Origin of the sequence: Acinetobacter boissieri (genome assembly GCF_900096955.1) — a bacterium.
Taxonomy (GTDB): Bacteria; Pseudomonadota; Gammaproteobacteria; order Pseudomonadales; family Moraxellaceae; genus Acinetobacter; species Acinetobacter boissieri.
This window is the reverse complement of the sequence record NZ_FMYL01000009.1, coordinates 88666-105188: the sequence shown is the minus strand read 5'-3', so window position 1 is coordinate 105188 and position 16523 is coordinate 88666. Positions and strand designations below refer to the sequence as shown.

Annotated in this window: 10 protein-coding genes and 1 pseudogene; 2 read left to right on the top strand and 9 right to left on the bottom strand. The window is 38.7% G+C overall.

Annotated elements, in window-relative coordinates; all coding sequences use genetic code 11:
- Positions 1-76 precede the first annotated feature (76 nt).
- Together BLS38_RS10275 and BLS38_RS10270 are read left to right on the top strand one after the other, a co-directional pair.
- Complete coding sequence (locus BLS38_RS10275; RefSeq protein WP_092749269.1) at positions 77-2242, top strand: malate synthase G; 2166 nt, start codon at positions 77-79, stop codon at positions 2240-2242.
- Between the two features lie 162 nt (positions 2243-2404).
- Positions 2405-3064, top strand: coding sequence for an SOS response-associated peptidase family protein (locus tag BLS38_RS10270; protein WP_092749266.1), 660 nt, complete (start codon positions 2405-2407; stop codon positions 3062-3064).
- Positions 3065-3071: 7 nt separating this feature from the next.
- Here the strand turns inward: BLS38_RS10270 and BLS38_RS10265 are convergent, their stop codons facing one another.
- The 9 genes and pseudogenes from BLS38_RS10265 to BLS38_RS10225 all read right to left on the bottom strand — a co-directional run bounded on the left by BLS38_RS10265 (position 3072) and on the right by BLS38_RS10225 (position 16464).
- Positions 3072-3506, bottom strand: a complete 435-nt coding sequence (locus tag BLS38_RS10265; RefSeq protein ID WP_092749264.1) for an RcnB family protein — start codon at positions 3504-3506, stop codon at positions 3072-3074.
- Between the two features lie 235 nt (positions 3507-3741).
- Entirely contained in the window at positions 3742-4626 is an 885-nt protein-coding gene (locus tag BLS38_RS10260) for a LysR substrate-binding domain-containing protein (protein WP_092749262.1), read from the bottom strand.
- Between the two features lie 128 nt (positions 4627-4754).
- Positions 4755-6764 carry an alpha/beta hydrolase gene (locus tag BLS38_RS10255; RefSeq protein ID WP_092749260.1) on the bottom strand — a complete coding sequence of 670 codons (2010 nt, stop codon included), beginning with the start codon at positions 6762-6764 and terminating at the stop codon, positions 4755-4757.
- A 100-nt stretch (positions 6765-6864) separates the two neighbouring features.
- Positions 6865-7815 carry an ABUW_2363 family tetratricopeptide repeat lipoprotein gene (locus tag BLS38_RS10250; RefSeq protein WP_092749258.1) on the bottom strand — a complete coding sequence of 317 codons (951 nt, stop codon included), beginning with the start codon at positions 7813-7815 and terminating at the stop codon, positions 6865-6867.
- A 99-nt stretch (positions 7816-7914) separates the two neighbouring features.
- Complete coding sequence (cysE, locus tag BLS38_RS10245) at positions 7915-8721, bottom strand: serine O-acetyltransferase (protein ID WP_092749256.1); 807 nt, start codon at positions 8719-8721, stop codon at positions 7915-7917.
- The gene (locus tag BLS38_RS10240; protein ID WP_092749254.1) at positions 8718-9572 is read right to left on the bottom strand and encodes an RNA methyltransferase; all 855 of its coding nucleotides are present in this window, start codon (positions 9570-9572) and stop codon (positions 8718-8720) included. The genes cysE and BLS38_RS10240 overlap by 4 nt, the downstream gene beginning before the upstream one ends.
- A gap of 79 nt (positions 9573-9651) precedes the next feature.
- Positions 9652-13101: pseudogene (dnaE, locus tag BLS38_RS10235) on the bottom strand (DNA polymerase III subunit alpha); the annotation flags it as partial.
- Between the two features lie 159 nt (positions 13102-13260).
- Positions 13261-14319: a type II asparaginase gene (locus BLS38_RS10230; RefSeq protein ID WP_092749250.1), complete on the bottom strand. Its 1059-nt coding sequence runs from the start codon at positions 14317-14319 to the stop codon at positions 13261-13263.
- Between the two features lie 909 nt (positions 14320-15228).
- Positions 15229-16464 carry a pyridoxal phosphate-dependent aminotransferase gene (locus BLS38_RS10225; protein ID WP_092749248.1) on the bottom strand — a complete coding sequence of 412 codons (1236 nt, stop codon included), beginning with the start codon at positions 16462-16464 and terminating at the stop codon, positions 15229-15231.
- Positions 16465-16523: the final 59 nt, after the last annotated feature.

Genomic DNA, 16523 nt, shown 5'->3' with positions numbered 1-16523 from the left:
ATATGTCATGTAATTTTGAGCAAGATTACGTAACGTATGCTACAGCATAGTGCATTATCTAAAATTAGGAAAAAAAATGACGCAACATGTACAGATGGGTGATTTGGCGATAGACCAAATCCTTTTTGATTTTATGGAAAAAGAAGCTCTGCCAGTTGCAGGTTTAAATAGTAAAACCTATTGGGAAATGTTTGAACGTATTGTTAAGGCATTTACTGAAAAAAATAAACAACTTTTGCAACAACGCCAAACTTTCCAAACTGCAATGACCACATGGCATAAAGAGCAAGTTTTTGATCTAGAAAAATATAAACAATTTTTATATGAAATAGGCTATTTACTGCCTGAAGTGGCCGATTTTTGTATTGAAACAGCACCTGTTGATGCTGAAATTGCCACAATTGCAGGTCCTCAATTGGTTGTTCCTGTACGTAACGCACGTTATAGCTTGAATGCTGCCAATGCACGTTGGGGTTCATTATATGATGCCTTATACGGATTTAATGTCATTTCTGAGCAAGACGGTGCGACAAAAACTGCACAATATAATCCTATACGTGGACAAAAAGTGATTGCATTTGCAAAACAGTTTTTAGATGAAAATTTTGCTTTAAAAATAGGCTCACATGTCGATGCAATTCGTTACTTCATTGAAGAAAATAAGCTAGTTGTTATTTTAGAAAATGGTCAAACAACAACATTGGCCATAGAAGCGCAATGTGTTGGCTTTAATGGTGAACCATCAGCACTCACAGAGTTGGTACTCAAACGCCATCAACTCCACGTGATTATACAATTTGATGCCAGTCATTTTATTGGTCGAACAGATAAAGCACAGGTTAAAGATATCATTCTAGAATCTGCCGTAACAACGATTCAAGACTTAGAAGACTCTGTTGCTGCTGTAGACGCAGAAGAAAAAGTGGAAGGTTACCGTAATTGGTTAGGGCTTATGCAGGGGACGCTAACAGATCAATTTGAAAAAAATGGTGAGATACTCAAACGAACGCTGAATCCTGACCGTTCTTATAAAAACCTTATAGGTGATACAGTTTATTTGCATGGCCGTTCAGTAATGTTACTGCGTAATGTCGGTCATTTAATGACAAACCCAGCCATTTTAGTTAATGGTGAAGAAATTTTTGAAGGTATTTTAGATATTTTAATTACACCTGTATTAAGTAAGATTGATATTTTAGGTCAAAATGCGTTAAAAAATTCTCGAACAGGTTCTATGTATATTGTAAAACCTAAAATGCATGGCCCAGATGAAGTAAAGTTTGCAGTTGAGTTATTTGAGCAAGCCGAGCAACTGATTGGCTTGCCGAATAAAAGTTTAAAAATTGGAATTATGGATGAAGAGCGCCGTACATCCGTGAACTTAAAAGCATGTATCGCTGAGGCGAAAGACCGTATTATTTTTATTAATACTGGGTTTATGGATCGTACAGGGGATGAAATACATACGTTTATGGCTGCAGGCCCAATGGTACGGAAGGCTGATATTAAACAACAAAAATGGTTTTCTGCTTATGAAAACCGTAATGTTGCGATTGGCTTAGCCTGTGGTTTACAGGGTAAAGCTCAGATTGGTAAAGGCATGTGGCCTAAACCTGATCAGCTATTTGAAATGTATCAAACTAAAATTGAACATCCACAGGCTGGTGCATCTTGTGCATGGGTACCTTCGCCATCTGGTGCAGTGATTCATGCCATTCATTATTACCAGTGTAATGTTGCACAAAGACAAACTGAGCTTCTACAGCAAAAGATGCTTAGTTTAGATGATTTGCTCACACCACCTTTGGCAAAAGAGGTCAGTTGGAGCGCAGAAGAAGTGAATCAAGAGCTTGAAAATAATTGCCAAGGTATTTTGGGCTACGTGGTTCGTTGGGTAGATTTAGGTATGGGGTGCTCTAAAGTACCAGATATTCATCATGTCGGTTTAATGGAAGATCGCGCCACATTACGTATTTCTTCACAGCATATTGCCAACTGGTTGCATCATGGTATTGTAACCGCAGACCAAATCAGTGAAACATTAAAGCGTATGGCCCAAATTGTAGATCAGCAAAATGCACATGATCCTAAATATAAAGCGATGTCTGAAAACTTGGCCAATAATATCGCTTTCCAAGCCGCATCCGATTTAATCTTTAAAGGTGAAATACAGCCTTCAGGTTATACAGAGCCGCTATTACATGCAGCGCGTTTAAAACTTAAAGGCGATATAGCTCGCTAATAGTGTATTCATGAAGTCCCCAAATATATATTTATATTTGGGGACTTTATTTTTAAGTATAGAATTTTTCTATATTTAAGATCTATAAAAACAGGGATGTAATGATATTAAGCCGATTAAAAAGACGTTAAAATATAAGCCGAGTCAATTTAATGAATCATTATGTGTGCGAATTTTAAACCTTTGACCCGTCATCAATGCCAACAACTTCAGTTACCACAAATTACTTTTGATTATGCAAATGAAGTATTTCCAATGGGAAGGTTTCCTTTACTTTTTTGTTCTGAGCATGGACTCGCATGGCGAGAGGTGATGTTTGGTTTAGTACCGAAATGGTCAACAGACCTAGAAATTGCGAAAAAAACGTATAATGCACGGCAAGAAACACTGTGGGATAAACCAAGTTTTCAAAATGCTTTGCATAAACATAAGTTTGGTGTGATTGCTGTGACAGAGTTTTATGAAAGTAAATATATTGCAGGTCAGCCCCAACGTTGGGGGGTGCGCCGTAAAGACGGTGAAGCTTTTTATATTGCTGCACTCTATGAGATTTGCAAAGTTAATCAAGATATTATTCGTTCAGCGACCATGTTGACCATGGATGCAATTAACCATTCCATGATGAGTACTTTTCACGAGCCTGGTAATATAAAGCGTTCAGTGATTGTTATTCCCAAGCACCGTTTAGAGGAGTGGTTGTCTTTTAAAAGCCCTAACATTACATCTTTTGTGCAGGGCTTTGATGTCGCTGAGTTTGAGTGCTCATATGTGCCAAAAAGGAAACATAGCGGGCCTTCACCTCAGCTTGATATTTTTAGCTAATATGACTTTAGTGTTGATGTAGCAAAATTGAACTGATCACACCTGTTGCTACAGCAACTAAAATATAATCACCATTTACATTTAACCAGCGATGACCACGTGGTGGCGATGGTAATTGTTGATGTCTCCAATCATTGACATAGTAATGAGATGATCGATATTGCTTAGGTACATATTGACCTTTACGCCATTGTTGGTTGTCACCTCTTGGGCCTTGTTGAGCATAATAAGGGCCTTGAGAATGCGGTCTATTCGGGCCATGGTCACGTTGTTGAAATTGTGGTTGAGGCCCTTGATTATGTCTTGGTTGACCATGTTGACGATCTGAATAATCTTCAGGGCCACGTGGTTGGTCATTTGGCCCAGCAAAAGCAGAAATGCTTGTAAATACAGTTGAGGTAATTAAGCCAAGTGTAAGTAGGCGTTTCGTTAAATATTTCATTTACAGTTCTCGTGTTTTGTAACCTTGGAGAGAACATTAACAAAAGAGTTTCTGTAAATAATGAAGAAAAAAATTGGCTATGTAACCGTTTAAGAGAATTATATTAAAAGACTATCGGTGATATATAGATTTATTTTTTTATAAAAATTAAATTTATCAGTGACATAAAAATATATCTTTTATTCAGTTTTATTTAACAAAAGATATATGATGTTACATGCTAGAGGTACATATATTATTTTAAGTGTTTGACAAGGTAGTCAATCAACACACGAACAGCAGGAAGTATGCCACGGCGAGATGGATAAACTAAATGCAAAATACCATGTGGAACGTTCCACTCGGGTAATACATAGCGTAACTCTTGATTATTGATCTCATCACAGACAATCGTATCTGGTAGTAATGCAATGCCTTGATTTTGACAAGCAAGTGCTTTAAGTAAATTAAGACTAGAACCCATAATGGTTGGTTTGAGTTGTACTCTTACGTTTGATTGTTGATGATGACTTAAAGTCAGCGTTTGTTCAGTAAAGTCTTCAGACATACTTAAAAAACGGTGTTCAGCCAAATCTTCTGGTGTTTTGGGTGTACCATATTGGTTGAGATATGCTTGGCTTGCAAAAAGGTGCTGTATTTCTTGTCTAAGCTGTCTTACGATTAAATTCGGATCATCATCAATATGTGAGCGTACACGTAAGGCAAGATCTACATTTTCATTAATAATATCTATACGGCGGTTACTCACCACCATTTGTATTTTTACTTCTGGGTATTGTTGTAAAAACTCAGGTAAAATATGCGGAAATTTATTTTGAGCAATTGTAACAGGTACACCAATACGTACTACACCACGAGGCTCTACACTTAAATGATTCACCATATCATGTGCAGCTTGAGCAGCACTGTTCATTGCTTGCGCATGTCTATAAATATTTTGTCCAATATCTGTGACTGAGAATTGCCGAGAGTTACGCTGGATTAAGCGTACGCCAAGGTGTTCTTCAAGCGCATAGACTCTACGGCTAAGTTTAGATTTTGGAATGTCTGTCGCACGTTCTGCGGCGCTAAATCCACCATGTTCTACAACCATTGCGAAATAGTAAAAATCATCAAGCATATTAAGTGTTATATATAAGATCTCTGACTAGTATCTATGATTTTATATTATTGTTCTAGATGTAATACATACATCCCCTAAAAAGGCTTAGTATTTTGCTTTACTTTTTAGGGGAGATATTCATTGTATTAAGGCTTTTTCGCTTGATATAGTCCATGCTCAATTAAGTGTTGTCGTAAAATACGTCTGAGTTCAAGCACAGCATCTGGCGTTTCTTGAATAGAATGACCACCTTCAATGACTTTTTCTGAAACAGCACCATTAAGATGTGCGCTTTTATACGGTACAATACCATCGGTGATCTGATCAGAATTAGTATTATTGGTAATATTTCCCATCACAGAATGGTAGGGGAGTTTAGCTTTTGGCATAATGCCTTGTGTTAGCTCCATAAATTTAGATTTATAACTTAAATCACTTGGACCATTTTGAATTAAGCCATTGTCAATTTGCTTTACGAAGTCTTTCGGGTCAATATTCCCTTGTAGCGAATCAGCTGCAGCCCCTAAAAATGCTCCCGGTAAACGAATAACTTTTCGAGCAGCGCGAGTAAACCATAAATCTGCATATGCTGTACCCCGATGTGGCGAAGCCAAAAATATTGCACGGTCAAAATTATTAATCGACTGCATTTTCAAACGATCTACAATAAATGGTAGGTTTTTAGGTTGCGCAAGTTGCCGTTGTTTAAAAATTTTAAACGCTTTTTGGCTAATATCTGCATTGCTGACTAAAAGACGAGAAATTACTCCCCCCATGCTATGGCCAATCAATACAGCATTTTGTGCAGCAGGTGCTTTAGGGTCGAGTTGAGCAAAAGTCTGTTGTGTAATCGCATAAATTTGATAGCGACTTTCTAGCATAGACATATTGGTTGAATAAAAAATTTGCCATACTTGATAGTGTTCACGTAATACGGCATCTCCCATAATGTCATTGGTTAAACGTATCCATGCCTCAGGGCTACTGGCTAACCCATGCACTAATACAATGACTTTCTTATTGGGGTTATAAGGCTCTAACATATATAAATGTGGCATGGTTAGCTGTTGATCGCGATCAATTAAAGACAGATATGCAGCTTTACCTAAATTAGTACTTGCGAGCCACAAACCATATGGCGCAGAAAAATTTGCAGCGAGTGGGTAGGCTTTACCTTCTACTTGAATTTGGTCAAATTGGTAGGGGTCAGTGACTTTAATATACAACGGTGCATTGGTGAGCAGTGCTTTCATGCTGGTGTTGGCTGCAGGTTCTATTGCAATCGTGGTTGCAAGGTATGCTGGTGAGTGAATGTTTGGATTCACCGCATCTTTAAATTTATAGCGTAAAGGGTCAAGAATATATTTATTTTCTTCACTTCTTGGTGGTTTAGACAGTACAGTCACAAACTCAGAACCAAAACCATCTCTACGGTTAATTGAGCGAAGCCCTGAAAAGTTTAAGTTATAACTTGAAATAAAATCTTCAATTTTTTGATCTTTCAGCTGAGGAAATCGACTAAAGTCAATAAAATATGGGCTATTTTCTACACTAAAGCCACTATTTGCAGTATTTGATGGCTTTTGTGTTGTGGAAAGCATAATGAGTTTGGCAGTCGCTTGATTATAAAAGTCACGAACTTGGACTTGGCGGTTATCAAAAATACGTTGGTCTGGGTGGCGTTCAGTTTTAAATAAATATGCATAGCTATAACGAATACTACGGTCGAGCATATACATTTCTTGTTGAATACATCTATTTTGACCTTTCAGTTTTTCTTGTTTTTTGGATGATAATACAGTGTCTTGATTAATCTTGACTTTGCACTCAGAGGATTTTTCAAGGGACATCGCTTTTGCCAAATATAATTCACTGGCAGTTGAAAAAAATTGTTCATTTGGAATTTGTGGGATTTTCTCAATATCTGAAAGGCATGACGTTGGGTCAATGTTACAAATTTTGGCTTCACGTCCAGTCATTGATAAAACGTTTAGACTGGCTTCGCTTATTTTATCTCGGGTGAGAATACTGTCTCTTTCATTGGAAATCGTAACATTAAACGCTTGTTGCTTTACACTCACTACTTGGCAGCCACTCAGTATTGCACTCAGGGCTGTAAGTAGTAAGAGTATGATTTTGGGTGTAAATTTGAGCATAAAATCTTAAAATGAAATCTATGCTCAAATTCTACATGATTATATTGATGCGATGGCAATGATTTGATCACGATGGATTAAATCTACAGAAGCATTTATTTTAATAGCTTCCTTTTTTCATATTATTAAGATTTTCCCAAACATTGGTTCGACCCTGTGTTTGGATTTCTTTAATTAATTGATCTGTGACTTGTGTTTCTTGAGGGTATTTCACTTTATAGTTTCGTAGAGTGGTAATCGCATTTTTATTTTGCTCTAAATATAAGTAATTATTAGCAGCAGATAAATATGCTTCTTGTACGCCACCTTTTATGGCTTTTTCTAAATATGGGACCGCTTCACGTTGACCGCCACCTTCTGAAAGATTAAAGCCAAACCAAAAGTTTACTAAAGGGTCGTTTGGTACCATTTTCAGTAATCTTTGACCGTATTTGAGTGATTGAGTTGTGTACTGAGCGCCTAAATCTAGGTTACGTGCCATAATACTTGCTTTGAATGCTCTGATAAGTACATCGTAAGATGCATTATCTTTACTTGCATAACCATCTAAAAATTGTGTTGTTTGTTTGAGTTTGCTTTCAAAACCACGGCGAACCATTTTACTTGCAAATTTAGGCGGGTAGTGGCGTGCTTGGCCTTCTACAAGTTGTAAAAAGTCATCCATAGCAGTCACATCAATTTCATCTTGACCTGCAAGTGGTGAAAACTTAACAGTATTTTTATTATTGTTTATCGTAGGGATAATCAGGTGATTTTCATCAAAAGTTTGTGTTTTGGTTGGGTCTTTAGGGTCAGTAACAACCATTTTTGTCACAGGTTGTGCTGCTGCTTTTTGTAAGTTGACTTCAAAGTCAGAAGGTTTGTCGTAATTTACTGCATTTAAAACATAAAATGGTGCAGGTAAGTCTGGTTCTTTAAATATAATAGGCCCTGTTGGTGCAGCTACAGTTGCACTTGGTGCAGTTACAGCGGGTTTTGCGATTTCCAGATGAGTACATGCCGAAAGTATTGTTGCTGTTGTTACTGTTATGGCAAGGGTTTTTACTTTCATAGTTTTTCCAGTCTAAATTTTATTGTTGAACATCGTAAATAGATTTGAGCAGTTTAATGTAAAAGAAAACCGCTGTGCAATGTAATGCATGTAACAAAGTTAAGTCTTTGGCTGATATTTTTGTTCATTACATACTTGCCTAATTTTTTCTAAAATCTCAAGTTGCTCTTGGGTCATTTGCTCTTGGGGGATCGTTGCAATATGTTTTGGATCAATTTTAGTTAAGCGTTCATTTAATTGATTGATTTGCTTTTCATTATGTTTCAGTCGATCTAAGAGTACATTTATACCTTCTAAGATAGGATCAGACTGATGTGGTGCAGCTGCATACGCTTGAAAACCAATACTTTTTGCATAAGCTTCACGTTGTTGGTCTGTGTCTGAAGTCTGTTTGTTTTTTATAATATAACGTGCAGGGCTTCCAACGGCAGTTGTATCTGCGGGTACACTTTTTAAAATAACTGTATTTGAACCAATTTTTGCATTTTTCCCTACCGTAAATGGTCCTAATATTTTTGCTCCAGCACCGACAATAACACCATTTTCTAGTGTTGGATGGCGTTTACCTTGTTTCCATGTTGTACCGCCTAAGGTCACACCATGATATAACGTTACATCGTCGCCAATTTCTGCGGTTTCACCAATCACAATACCCATGCCATGGTCAATAAAAAGTCGACGACCAATTTTTGCACCGGGATGAATTTCAATGCCTGTTGCAAAGCGACTAAATGACGCTAAGGTACGTGCACTGGTTTTAAAGTTTTTTTGCCACATTTTATGTGCAACACGATGCAATACCAAGGCGTGAATACCAGGGTAATTAACAACCACTTCAAGCGTATTACGTGCGGCAGGATCTCTTGAAAAGACAGCCGCAATGTCTTCTTTGAGCTGTTTAATCATGGTGTGTGATCCTTTTTTTGCTTAGCCTGTGTAGGTTTTTTCCAGGTGCCATGACTTAAAGCTTGTACTCGAGTAAATACACCACGTAGTAAATTATATTCCATGCGATCAAGTTGAATGCGTCCAAACAGTCGTTTTAACCGTGTAGGGAGTAGCCTTGGGTTATTTGGATCAAAAAACTCAATATCAGCAAGCATTTTTTCCATGTGCGGATAAAACTCTTGCATCTGTTGTTGCGTGACTAAAGGTTCATCCCATTGCATATGCTGTTGATCTGTCACAGGCATTTGCACTACGTCAGTCGTTTGAGTTGTTAATTCGTTGTTAGAGACCGCTGTTGCCATGCGTAGCTCGTAACAAATGATTTGAATCGCTTGAGCCACGTTGAGTACGCCATAGTCAGTATTGACAGGAATAGTGAGGTGATAGTTTGCAAGCGCTAACTCTTCATTGGTTAAGCCGCGGTCTTCTCGACCAAAAACAATCGCAATTTCATGTTCTTGCTCTGTAATATGTTTAGAGATGAGTTCTGTTGCAGGTCTAACGTCAAGTAACGGCCATGGTATGGTTCGACTGCGTGCACTGGTACCAAATACAAGGTGGCAATCTGCAATAGCATCTTCTAATGTATCTACAATGTCTATCTGATCGAGTAAGTCTGTTGCACCCGCAGCAAGGGCTGTGATATCTGGATGAGGGAATGTTTTAGGCGCAACGAGGGTTAAACGACAGAGTCCCATTGTTTTCATGGCGCGCAAAGCACTACCAATATTGGCAGGCAATGTTGTATTCACCATAACAATACGAACATGTTGTAATTGTCTATTAATTTTTTGGTTATTCGGTTGCATAAAATGTTCCAAGCAAAAGGGCTTAATGTAAATATGGCGAGTGAAATCTTGCTGGTGACTACGCAGTATTTTGTAAAGTTTTAGATTTTACCTGATATTCAATGTGAATCGTATCTTTTCCAAAATAGTCACGCAATGCACACAAAGCATCATCTAAAGGTGCAATGCGCCATTGCTGGCTTGGACAGATTTTAGCTTGTGCATAGTCTGTGTCTATTTTAAAGAGTAATGGAATATGCTGACACATATCGACTTCGCAATAAGGGCGAATTAGTGCTTTTAAGTCTTGTGCGAGGGTTGCTGTAAGTAGGTCTTTGTGTAGACTAATCTGTATGTTTTGGGCACGTTTTTGTCGGATTTCATTCAAACTAAACGCTTTAGATAGGCGAGACATAGGGCGATCATACCCTTCACGCTCATACAAATCTCCTTCAATGACTACAACTTTCTCGGCTTGTATAATGTCTTTAAAACGCTGAAAACGTTCATGATTGCAACTCACTTCTAAGCGAGCTGTACCATCATCGAGTGTGATCATCATACGATTTGGGAAGTTAGCAATATCGACGACTAAACCTGCAAAAACGGTGGTTTGTCCACGTTTTGTTGGTGTAAGCTGATTGAGTTTAGAGGGAATAAATGCTTTGAGTTCGGCACGATAAACATCGATTGGGTGACCTGTAAGATATAATCCTAGTGTATCTTTTTCACCTTTTAAGCGTACCTCATCTGACCATGGTTTGAGCGGTTTACTTGGCTTTCGTTGAATTTCTTCTACTTCACCAAATAAGTCCATCATGCCTGTTTCACGGTTTTGTCGTGCTTGGTCGGCCGCTTGAACAGCTTGAGGTAACTCCGCCATCAGGGTAGAGCGCTCTATATTTAAACAATCAAGCGCACCCGCACGAATTAGTGCTTCAAGGGTGCGTTTATTCATTTTTTTCAGATCTATACGGTGACAAAAGTCGAAAATGTCACGATATGGGCCATCTTTCTCTCGTGAGTCAATCACAGATTGCATGGCTTGTTCACCCACGCCTTTAATGGCACCGAGTCCGTAGACAATCGTATGGTCATTAATGGCATGAAAACGATAAATAGATTGGTTAATCGAGGGCGGTAAGACGTCTAAGCGGTTATTTCGACAGTCATCAATTAAAAACACCACACTGTCAGTATTTTGCATTTCCGAGGTCATGACCGCTGCCATAAACTCGGCAGGGTAATGTGCTTTAAGCCATGCAGTATGGTATGCAACGAGTGCATAAGCAGCGGCATGTGATTTGTTAAACCCATAGCCTGCAAATTTTTCCATAAAGTCAAAAATATGGTTTGCTGTGGCTTCGTCAATGTCTTTTTTCGCGGCACCTTCTGTAAAAATTTTACGCTGTTTGACCATTTCTTCAGGTTTTTTCTTACCCATGGCACGGCGTAATAAGTCTGCGCCACCCAGTGTATAGCCCGCGCATAGCTGTGCAGCTTGCATCACCTGTTCTTGGTACACCATAATGCCGTAAGTGGGTTCAAGTACCCCTTCTAATAGAGGGTGTAGGTACTCAAAATCTCCGCCGTGCATACGGTGAATAAAGTCTGGAATCAGGTCCATTGGGCCGGGACGATACAGCGACACAAAGGCAATAATTTCTTCAAATTTACTTGGACGTGCTTCTTTGAGCATGCGTTTCATGCCCACGGATTCAAACTGAAAAACCGCTGTGGTATTGGCTTCAGAGAAAATTTTATAGGCTTTGCTGTCGTCTAGTGGAACATTGATAATATTGAGTGGTTCGTCTAATTTAAGGCGTTTATTAATGTTTTGTATGGCATCTTCAATGACGGTAAGGTTACGTAAACCTAAGAAGTCAAACTTCACTAAACCTGCAGATTCAACGTCATCTTTGTCGTATTGTGCAACACGGTTATTGCCATCTGTATCGCACATAATGGCTGAAAAGTCGGTAATTTTGCCCGGTGCAATCACTACACCGCCAGCATGTTTTCCTGTATTTCGTGTAATGCCTTCAAGTTTGAGCGCCATTTCCCAAATTTCACTGGCATCGTCATAATCTGGGTTAGATGGATTAGTGACAATATCTTTGAGTTGTGGCTCCATATCAAGGGCAGTGGCGAGGTCCACACCTAATGGTTTGGTTGGCACCATTTTTGAAATACGGTCTGCTAAACCATATGACTTCCCAAGTACACGAGCAACATCACGTATTGCTCCTTTGGCCGCCATCGTACCAAATGTGGCAATTTGTGAAACAGCATCACGTCCGTAGTGTTGAGCGACGTATTCAATGACACGGTCACGTCCTGAAATACAAAAGTCGACATCAAAGTCGGGCATAGATACCCGTTCAGGGTTTAAGAAACGCTCAAATAAAAGGTCGTAACGTAGTGGGTCTAGGTCGGTAATATTTAAACTATAGGCAACCAATGACCCTGCACCTGAACCACGGCCAGGCCCTACAGGTACACCATTATTTTTAGCCCAGTTAATGAAGTCCATGACAATAAGAAAGTAACCGGGAAAACCCATACCTAAAATGATACGTACTTCGTAGGCAATACGTTCATCGTATGGTTTTCGGATTTCTGCCCAGTGTTCATCACGTTCATTGACAGGGTAAAGTTGCTGTAAGCGTTCTTCGAGTCCTTCTTTTGAAAGGTGCTCAAAGTAGGTATCTATGGTAAAGCCTTCAGGAATAGGGTAGTCGGGTAAAAAATATTCGCCAAGTCTTAAATTGACATTACAACGTTTAGCAATATTTACTGTATTTTCAATGGCACTTGGAATATCTGAAAATAAAGCAGTCATTTGCTCTGCAGTTTTGAAATACTGCTCTGTGTTATAAATATGAGGTCGTCTTTGGTCACCTAAAACATAACCATCGGCAATACAAATACGTGCTTCATGGGCTTCAAAATCTTCTGGGCGCACAAAGTGTACGTCATTATGTGCAACAACACCGACTTGATAAGTGGATGCAAGTTGTATGGCTTCGCTAATAAAAAGTTCTTCGTTGCTACGGTCTGTGCGTGTGAGTGCAAAGTAAGCACGGTTACCAAAGGTGTTATGCCATGCCTCAAAAAGTGGTACAGCTTTGTCTGGGTGTGACGAACACATGGCTTGACCAACATCGCTATGTTGGCCGATTAATACAATAAGATCTTGATTTTGTTCTAATATCCATTCTTTTTTAATGCAAGGGATATCAAGTTTTTGGCCTTCAATATAGCCTCTGGAAATAATCTCGGTTAGATTACGCCAACCTGTGTTGCTCATGGCGAGTAGGGTAATTCGATGAGATGCATCTTCGAGTTGTACACTTGCCCCTAAAATTGGCTTAATGTTTTTAGATTGGCAGGCCTGAAAAAACTTAACGGCTGCGTGTATGTTAGACAAGTCAGTAATTGCTAACGCGGGCATCTGATTTTTAGCAGCAGCTTTCATAAGCTCTGGTATGCGAACAATCGATTCAGTAATAGAAAATTCGGTATGTATACCCAAATGAACGAACTGCATTAAAAAAAGATCCTTAGCCGTATTAAGTCTTTATTTTAACATGCTATTGCCCAAAGGCATGTGTTGATTATGGTTTTTACGCCGATTTAATGCACTACTATAAAGCAAAAAGGGTGTACCAGTTTGGCACACCCTTGTCTATTGTTGAGCAATATAGTTTTAGTATTCGTAGAACATTCTTTGTAGCTCTTTCGCATCTTTAGTTTTTGTCAACGCAAGCGCAGTTAACAAACGTGCTTTTTGTGGGTTTAAATCGTGTGCAACGACCCAGCCATATTTGTCATCTGGTTGTTCAGCATTACGTAGTACAAAACCTTGCGGTACACGCGAAGAACGTACAATTTGAATGCCATCTTGCTGAATTTTAGTTAGTGTAGGGACTAAGTAGTTTGCTACAGAACCATTACCAGTCCCTGCATGGATAATTGCTTTCACACCTGCTTGTTGTAGAGCAAGGTAAGATTGAGCCAGCATATTATCTGAGCCATACACAATTTGTACAAGTGGTAGAGCATCGCCTTTAATGTTTTCAATATTAAATTCAGATGAGTTGTTGTGTAATTTACTTACGTCTCTAAACCAATACGCTTTGCCTTCAACCACGCTACCTAAAGCACCCCATGGGCTTGAAAAGGCATTGGTATGAATGTTAATGGTTTTAGTCACATCTCGTGCTGCAAAGATATCGTCATTCATCATGACCAAAGTACCTTTGCCTTTTGCTGAGTCTGATGATGCCAGTGCAACAGCATTATACAAGTTAAGTGGACCATCTGCAGACAATGCAGTGCCTGGGCGCATTGAGCCGACCAATACAATTGGCTTATCTGTATGCACAACAAGATTTAAGAAAAAAGCTGTTTCTTCCATGGTGTCTGTACCATGTGTAACAACAATACCGTTTACATCAGGTTTTTTGACTAATTCATTGATTTGACGCGCCAGTTGGATTAACTCTTTATCTGTAATGCTCTCAGATGCAATTTGAAGTGCTTGAACACCGCTCACATTTGCTAATTGTTGTACTTGTGGTACAGCATCAAGAAGTACGTTTACAGGAACTTTTGCTGCTGTATAGGTTGCACTATTGGTAGAGCTTGCACCCGCACCTGCAATTGTTCCGCCAGTTGCAACCACAACGACATTATTTTTTGCAAAAAGTGCCGTTGGTGAAAGGAGTGTTAAAGCCATCGCTAAAGAGGTGAGCGTTTTTTTCATCAAGAGGATATCCTTGGCAACGTGTTCATGAAATTGTTCAAACACAAATAAGCACTATGTATGCCAGTTTAAGTATTCTTGTTATTGTATGGTTATATTTTGTTCTTAAGTTTATTTTAAGTATCTGTTAAGGCTTACATAGGGTATCTAAAACGCATTCTTGCTAATAGTCTATTTTTATTGCCACTAAATGTACGAGCACGTATTTTGTGTTGTTGGTAAATACTTAAACGTATAGGATGCCAAATAAAGAGGAGGTACATACTAAGTAAAATGGCCGGAGCAGTGAGTATCAAACCGAAACCACAACTTGCAATAGTGCCCAAGGTCAGCGTGGTGAAAAATATAACCTTTGATACGTTAATGAAATTTTGACTTTTGATATTTAAATTAAAAACCCACTGTATATTTAGAATAATGTATATGCCTTGTGATAATACAATGAATGTCCACAATATACAGGTTACGGTGAATGGTATATTAGGTATGACAAAGCCCAAGTACTTAGGAATAATAAAAACATATAAAGAGAAAAAATATAGAGTAATTGCAGTGGTTAATTTTATGAAAAGATTCATATAAAACGAGATTTTTTGTATTTGTAATAGTATATATTGTTTTATTGTGACTTTTTAGTCATTTTTTAATTATTATTGTGGTTTAAGTTGTATGATTTTTTGTAAGGGCGTATACCTTTGTAATGCGTGTATGCACAAATCATAGCTTGAATATTGATCTTGAGTCAGAGATACCTTTGACTTTATATGTTGTTGTTTGAGTTGGTTTAATTTTTTAGAAAAATATTAGGGAAGCATTTTATTTTTATAGATTGTTTAGTTGCTAATTTATTCTATTTCAGCTGTACTCAGAGGAGTGACCCACACAAAGTGAGCCACTGTACGTCTTACACTAGCGTATACTGGCTAAGAAACGGCCAATACGTGAAATGGCTTCTTTAAGTTCATTTTCTGCAGGTAAAAACACCACACGGAAATGGTCGGGGCTTGGCCAGTTAAAGCCAGTACCTTGTACCAATAGCACTTTTTCCGCACGTAGTAAATCAAGCATAAGCTGTTCATCATCATGTATTGGGTACATGTTGGGGTCTAAACGAGGGAAGCAGTACATTGCACCTTCAGGTTTAACACAGCTCACACCAGGTATTTCATTCAGCATCTGCCACGCAATATTGCGTTGTTCATATAAGCGGCCACCGGGTTTAATTAAATCATTAATACTTTGATAACCACCTAATGCAGTTTGTATAGCAAATTGTGCTTGATGGTTGGCACATAAACGCATAGAGGCAAGCATATTTAAGCCTTCAATGTAGTCTTCTGCACGTGTTTTATTGCCTGTAATGGCCATCCAACCCGCTCTATATCCTGCAACACGGTGTGATTTAGACAGGCCATTAAAAGTAATACAGAGTTGTTCACCTGCAAGAGATGCTACAGAGACATGCTCAATGCCGTCATAAATAATTTTGTCGTAAATTTCGTCTGCAAATAAAATCAGGTCATATTTTTTAGCCAGCGCAATAATTTTTTCCAGCACATGGCGTGGGTAAACCGAGCCTGTAGGGTTGTTGGGGTTAATAATCACAATGGCACGCGTACTTTGCGTGATTTTACTTTCCATATCTGCAATGTCTGGGTACCAATAATTTTCTTCATCACACTTGTAATGAATGGCTGTACCTCCAGAAAGGTTAACGGCTGCAGTCCAAAGCGGATAATCTGGCATAGGAACTAAGACTTCATCACCATCATCTAGCAAGCCTTGCATGGCCATGACAATGAGTTCAGACACGCCATTGCCAATATACACATCATTGACATGCATATCTCGTATGCCTTTTTGTTGATAATACTGACAGACAGCTTTACGGGCAGGGAAGATACCTTTTGAATCTGTGTAACCAATGGCGTTGGGTAAATTGAGTGCAACATCATTAATGATTTCTTGGGGTGCTTCAAAGCCAAAGGGTGCAGGATTACCAATGTTGAGTTTAATAATTTTGTGCCCTTGTTCTTCCATTTCATTGGCGGCTCGTAACACTGGTCCACGAATGTCATAGCATACATGCTCAAGCTTAGATGACTTTTTAATCTCACGTGGTGGGGTGTTACCTTGAACGGGCATAGTGTTGTCCAATTATATGTATGTTAAAAGAAAATAGATTACTTAAATAGCACAATCTA

Coding starts and splice junctions, on each gene's coding strand:
- BLS38_RS10275 (WP_092749269.1), top strand. CDS start 77: ATGACGCAACATGTACAGATGGGTGATTTGGCGATAGACCAAATCCTT.
- BLS38_RS10270 (WP_092749266.1), top strand. CDS start 2,405: ATGTGTGCGAATTTTAAACCTTTGACCCGTCATCAATGCCAACAACTT.
- BLS38_RS10265 (WP_092749264.1), bottom strand. CDS start 3,506: ATGAAATATTTAACGAAACGCCTACTTACACTTGGCTTAATTACCTCA.
- BLS38_RS10260 (WP_092749262.1), bottom strand. CDS start 4,626: ATGCTTGATGATTTTTACTATTTCGCAATGGTTGTAGAACATGGTGGA.
- BLS38_RS10255 (WP_092749260.1), bottom strand. CDS start 6,764: ATGCTCAAATTTACACCCAAAATCATACTCTTACTACTTACAGCCCTG.
- BLS38_RS10250 (WP_092749258.1), bottom strand. CDS start 7,815: ATGAAAGTAAAAACCCTTGCCATAACAGTAACAACAGCAACAATACTT.
- cysE (WP_092749256.1), bottom strand. CDS start 8,721: ATGATTAAACAGCTCAAAGAAGACATTGCGGCTGTCTTTTCAAGAGAT.
- BLS38_RS10240 (WP_092749254.1), bottom strand. CDS start 9,572: ATGCAACCGAATAACCAAAAAATTAATAGACAATTACAACATGTTCGT.
- BLS38_RS10230 (WP_092749250.1), bottom strand. CDS start 14,319: ATGAAAAAAACGCTCACCTCTTTAGCGATGGCTTTAACACTCCTTTCA.
- BLS38_RS10225 (WP_092749248.1), bottom strand. CDS start 16,464: ATGCCCGTTCAAGGTAACACCCCACCACGTGAGATTAAAAAGTCATCT.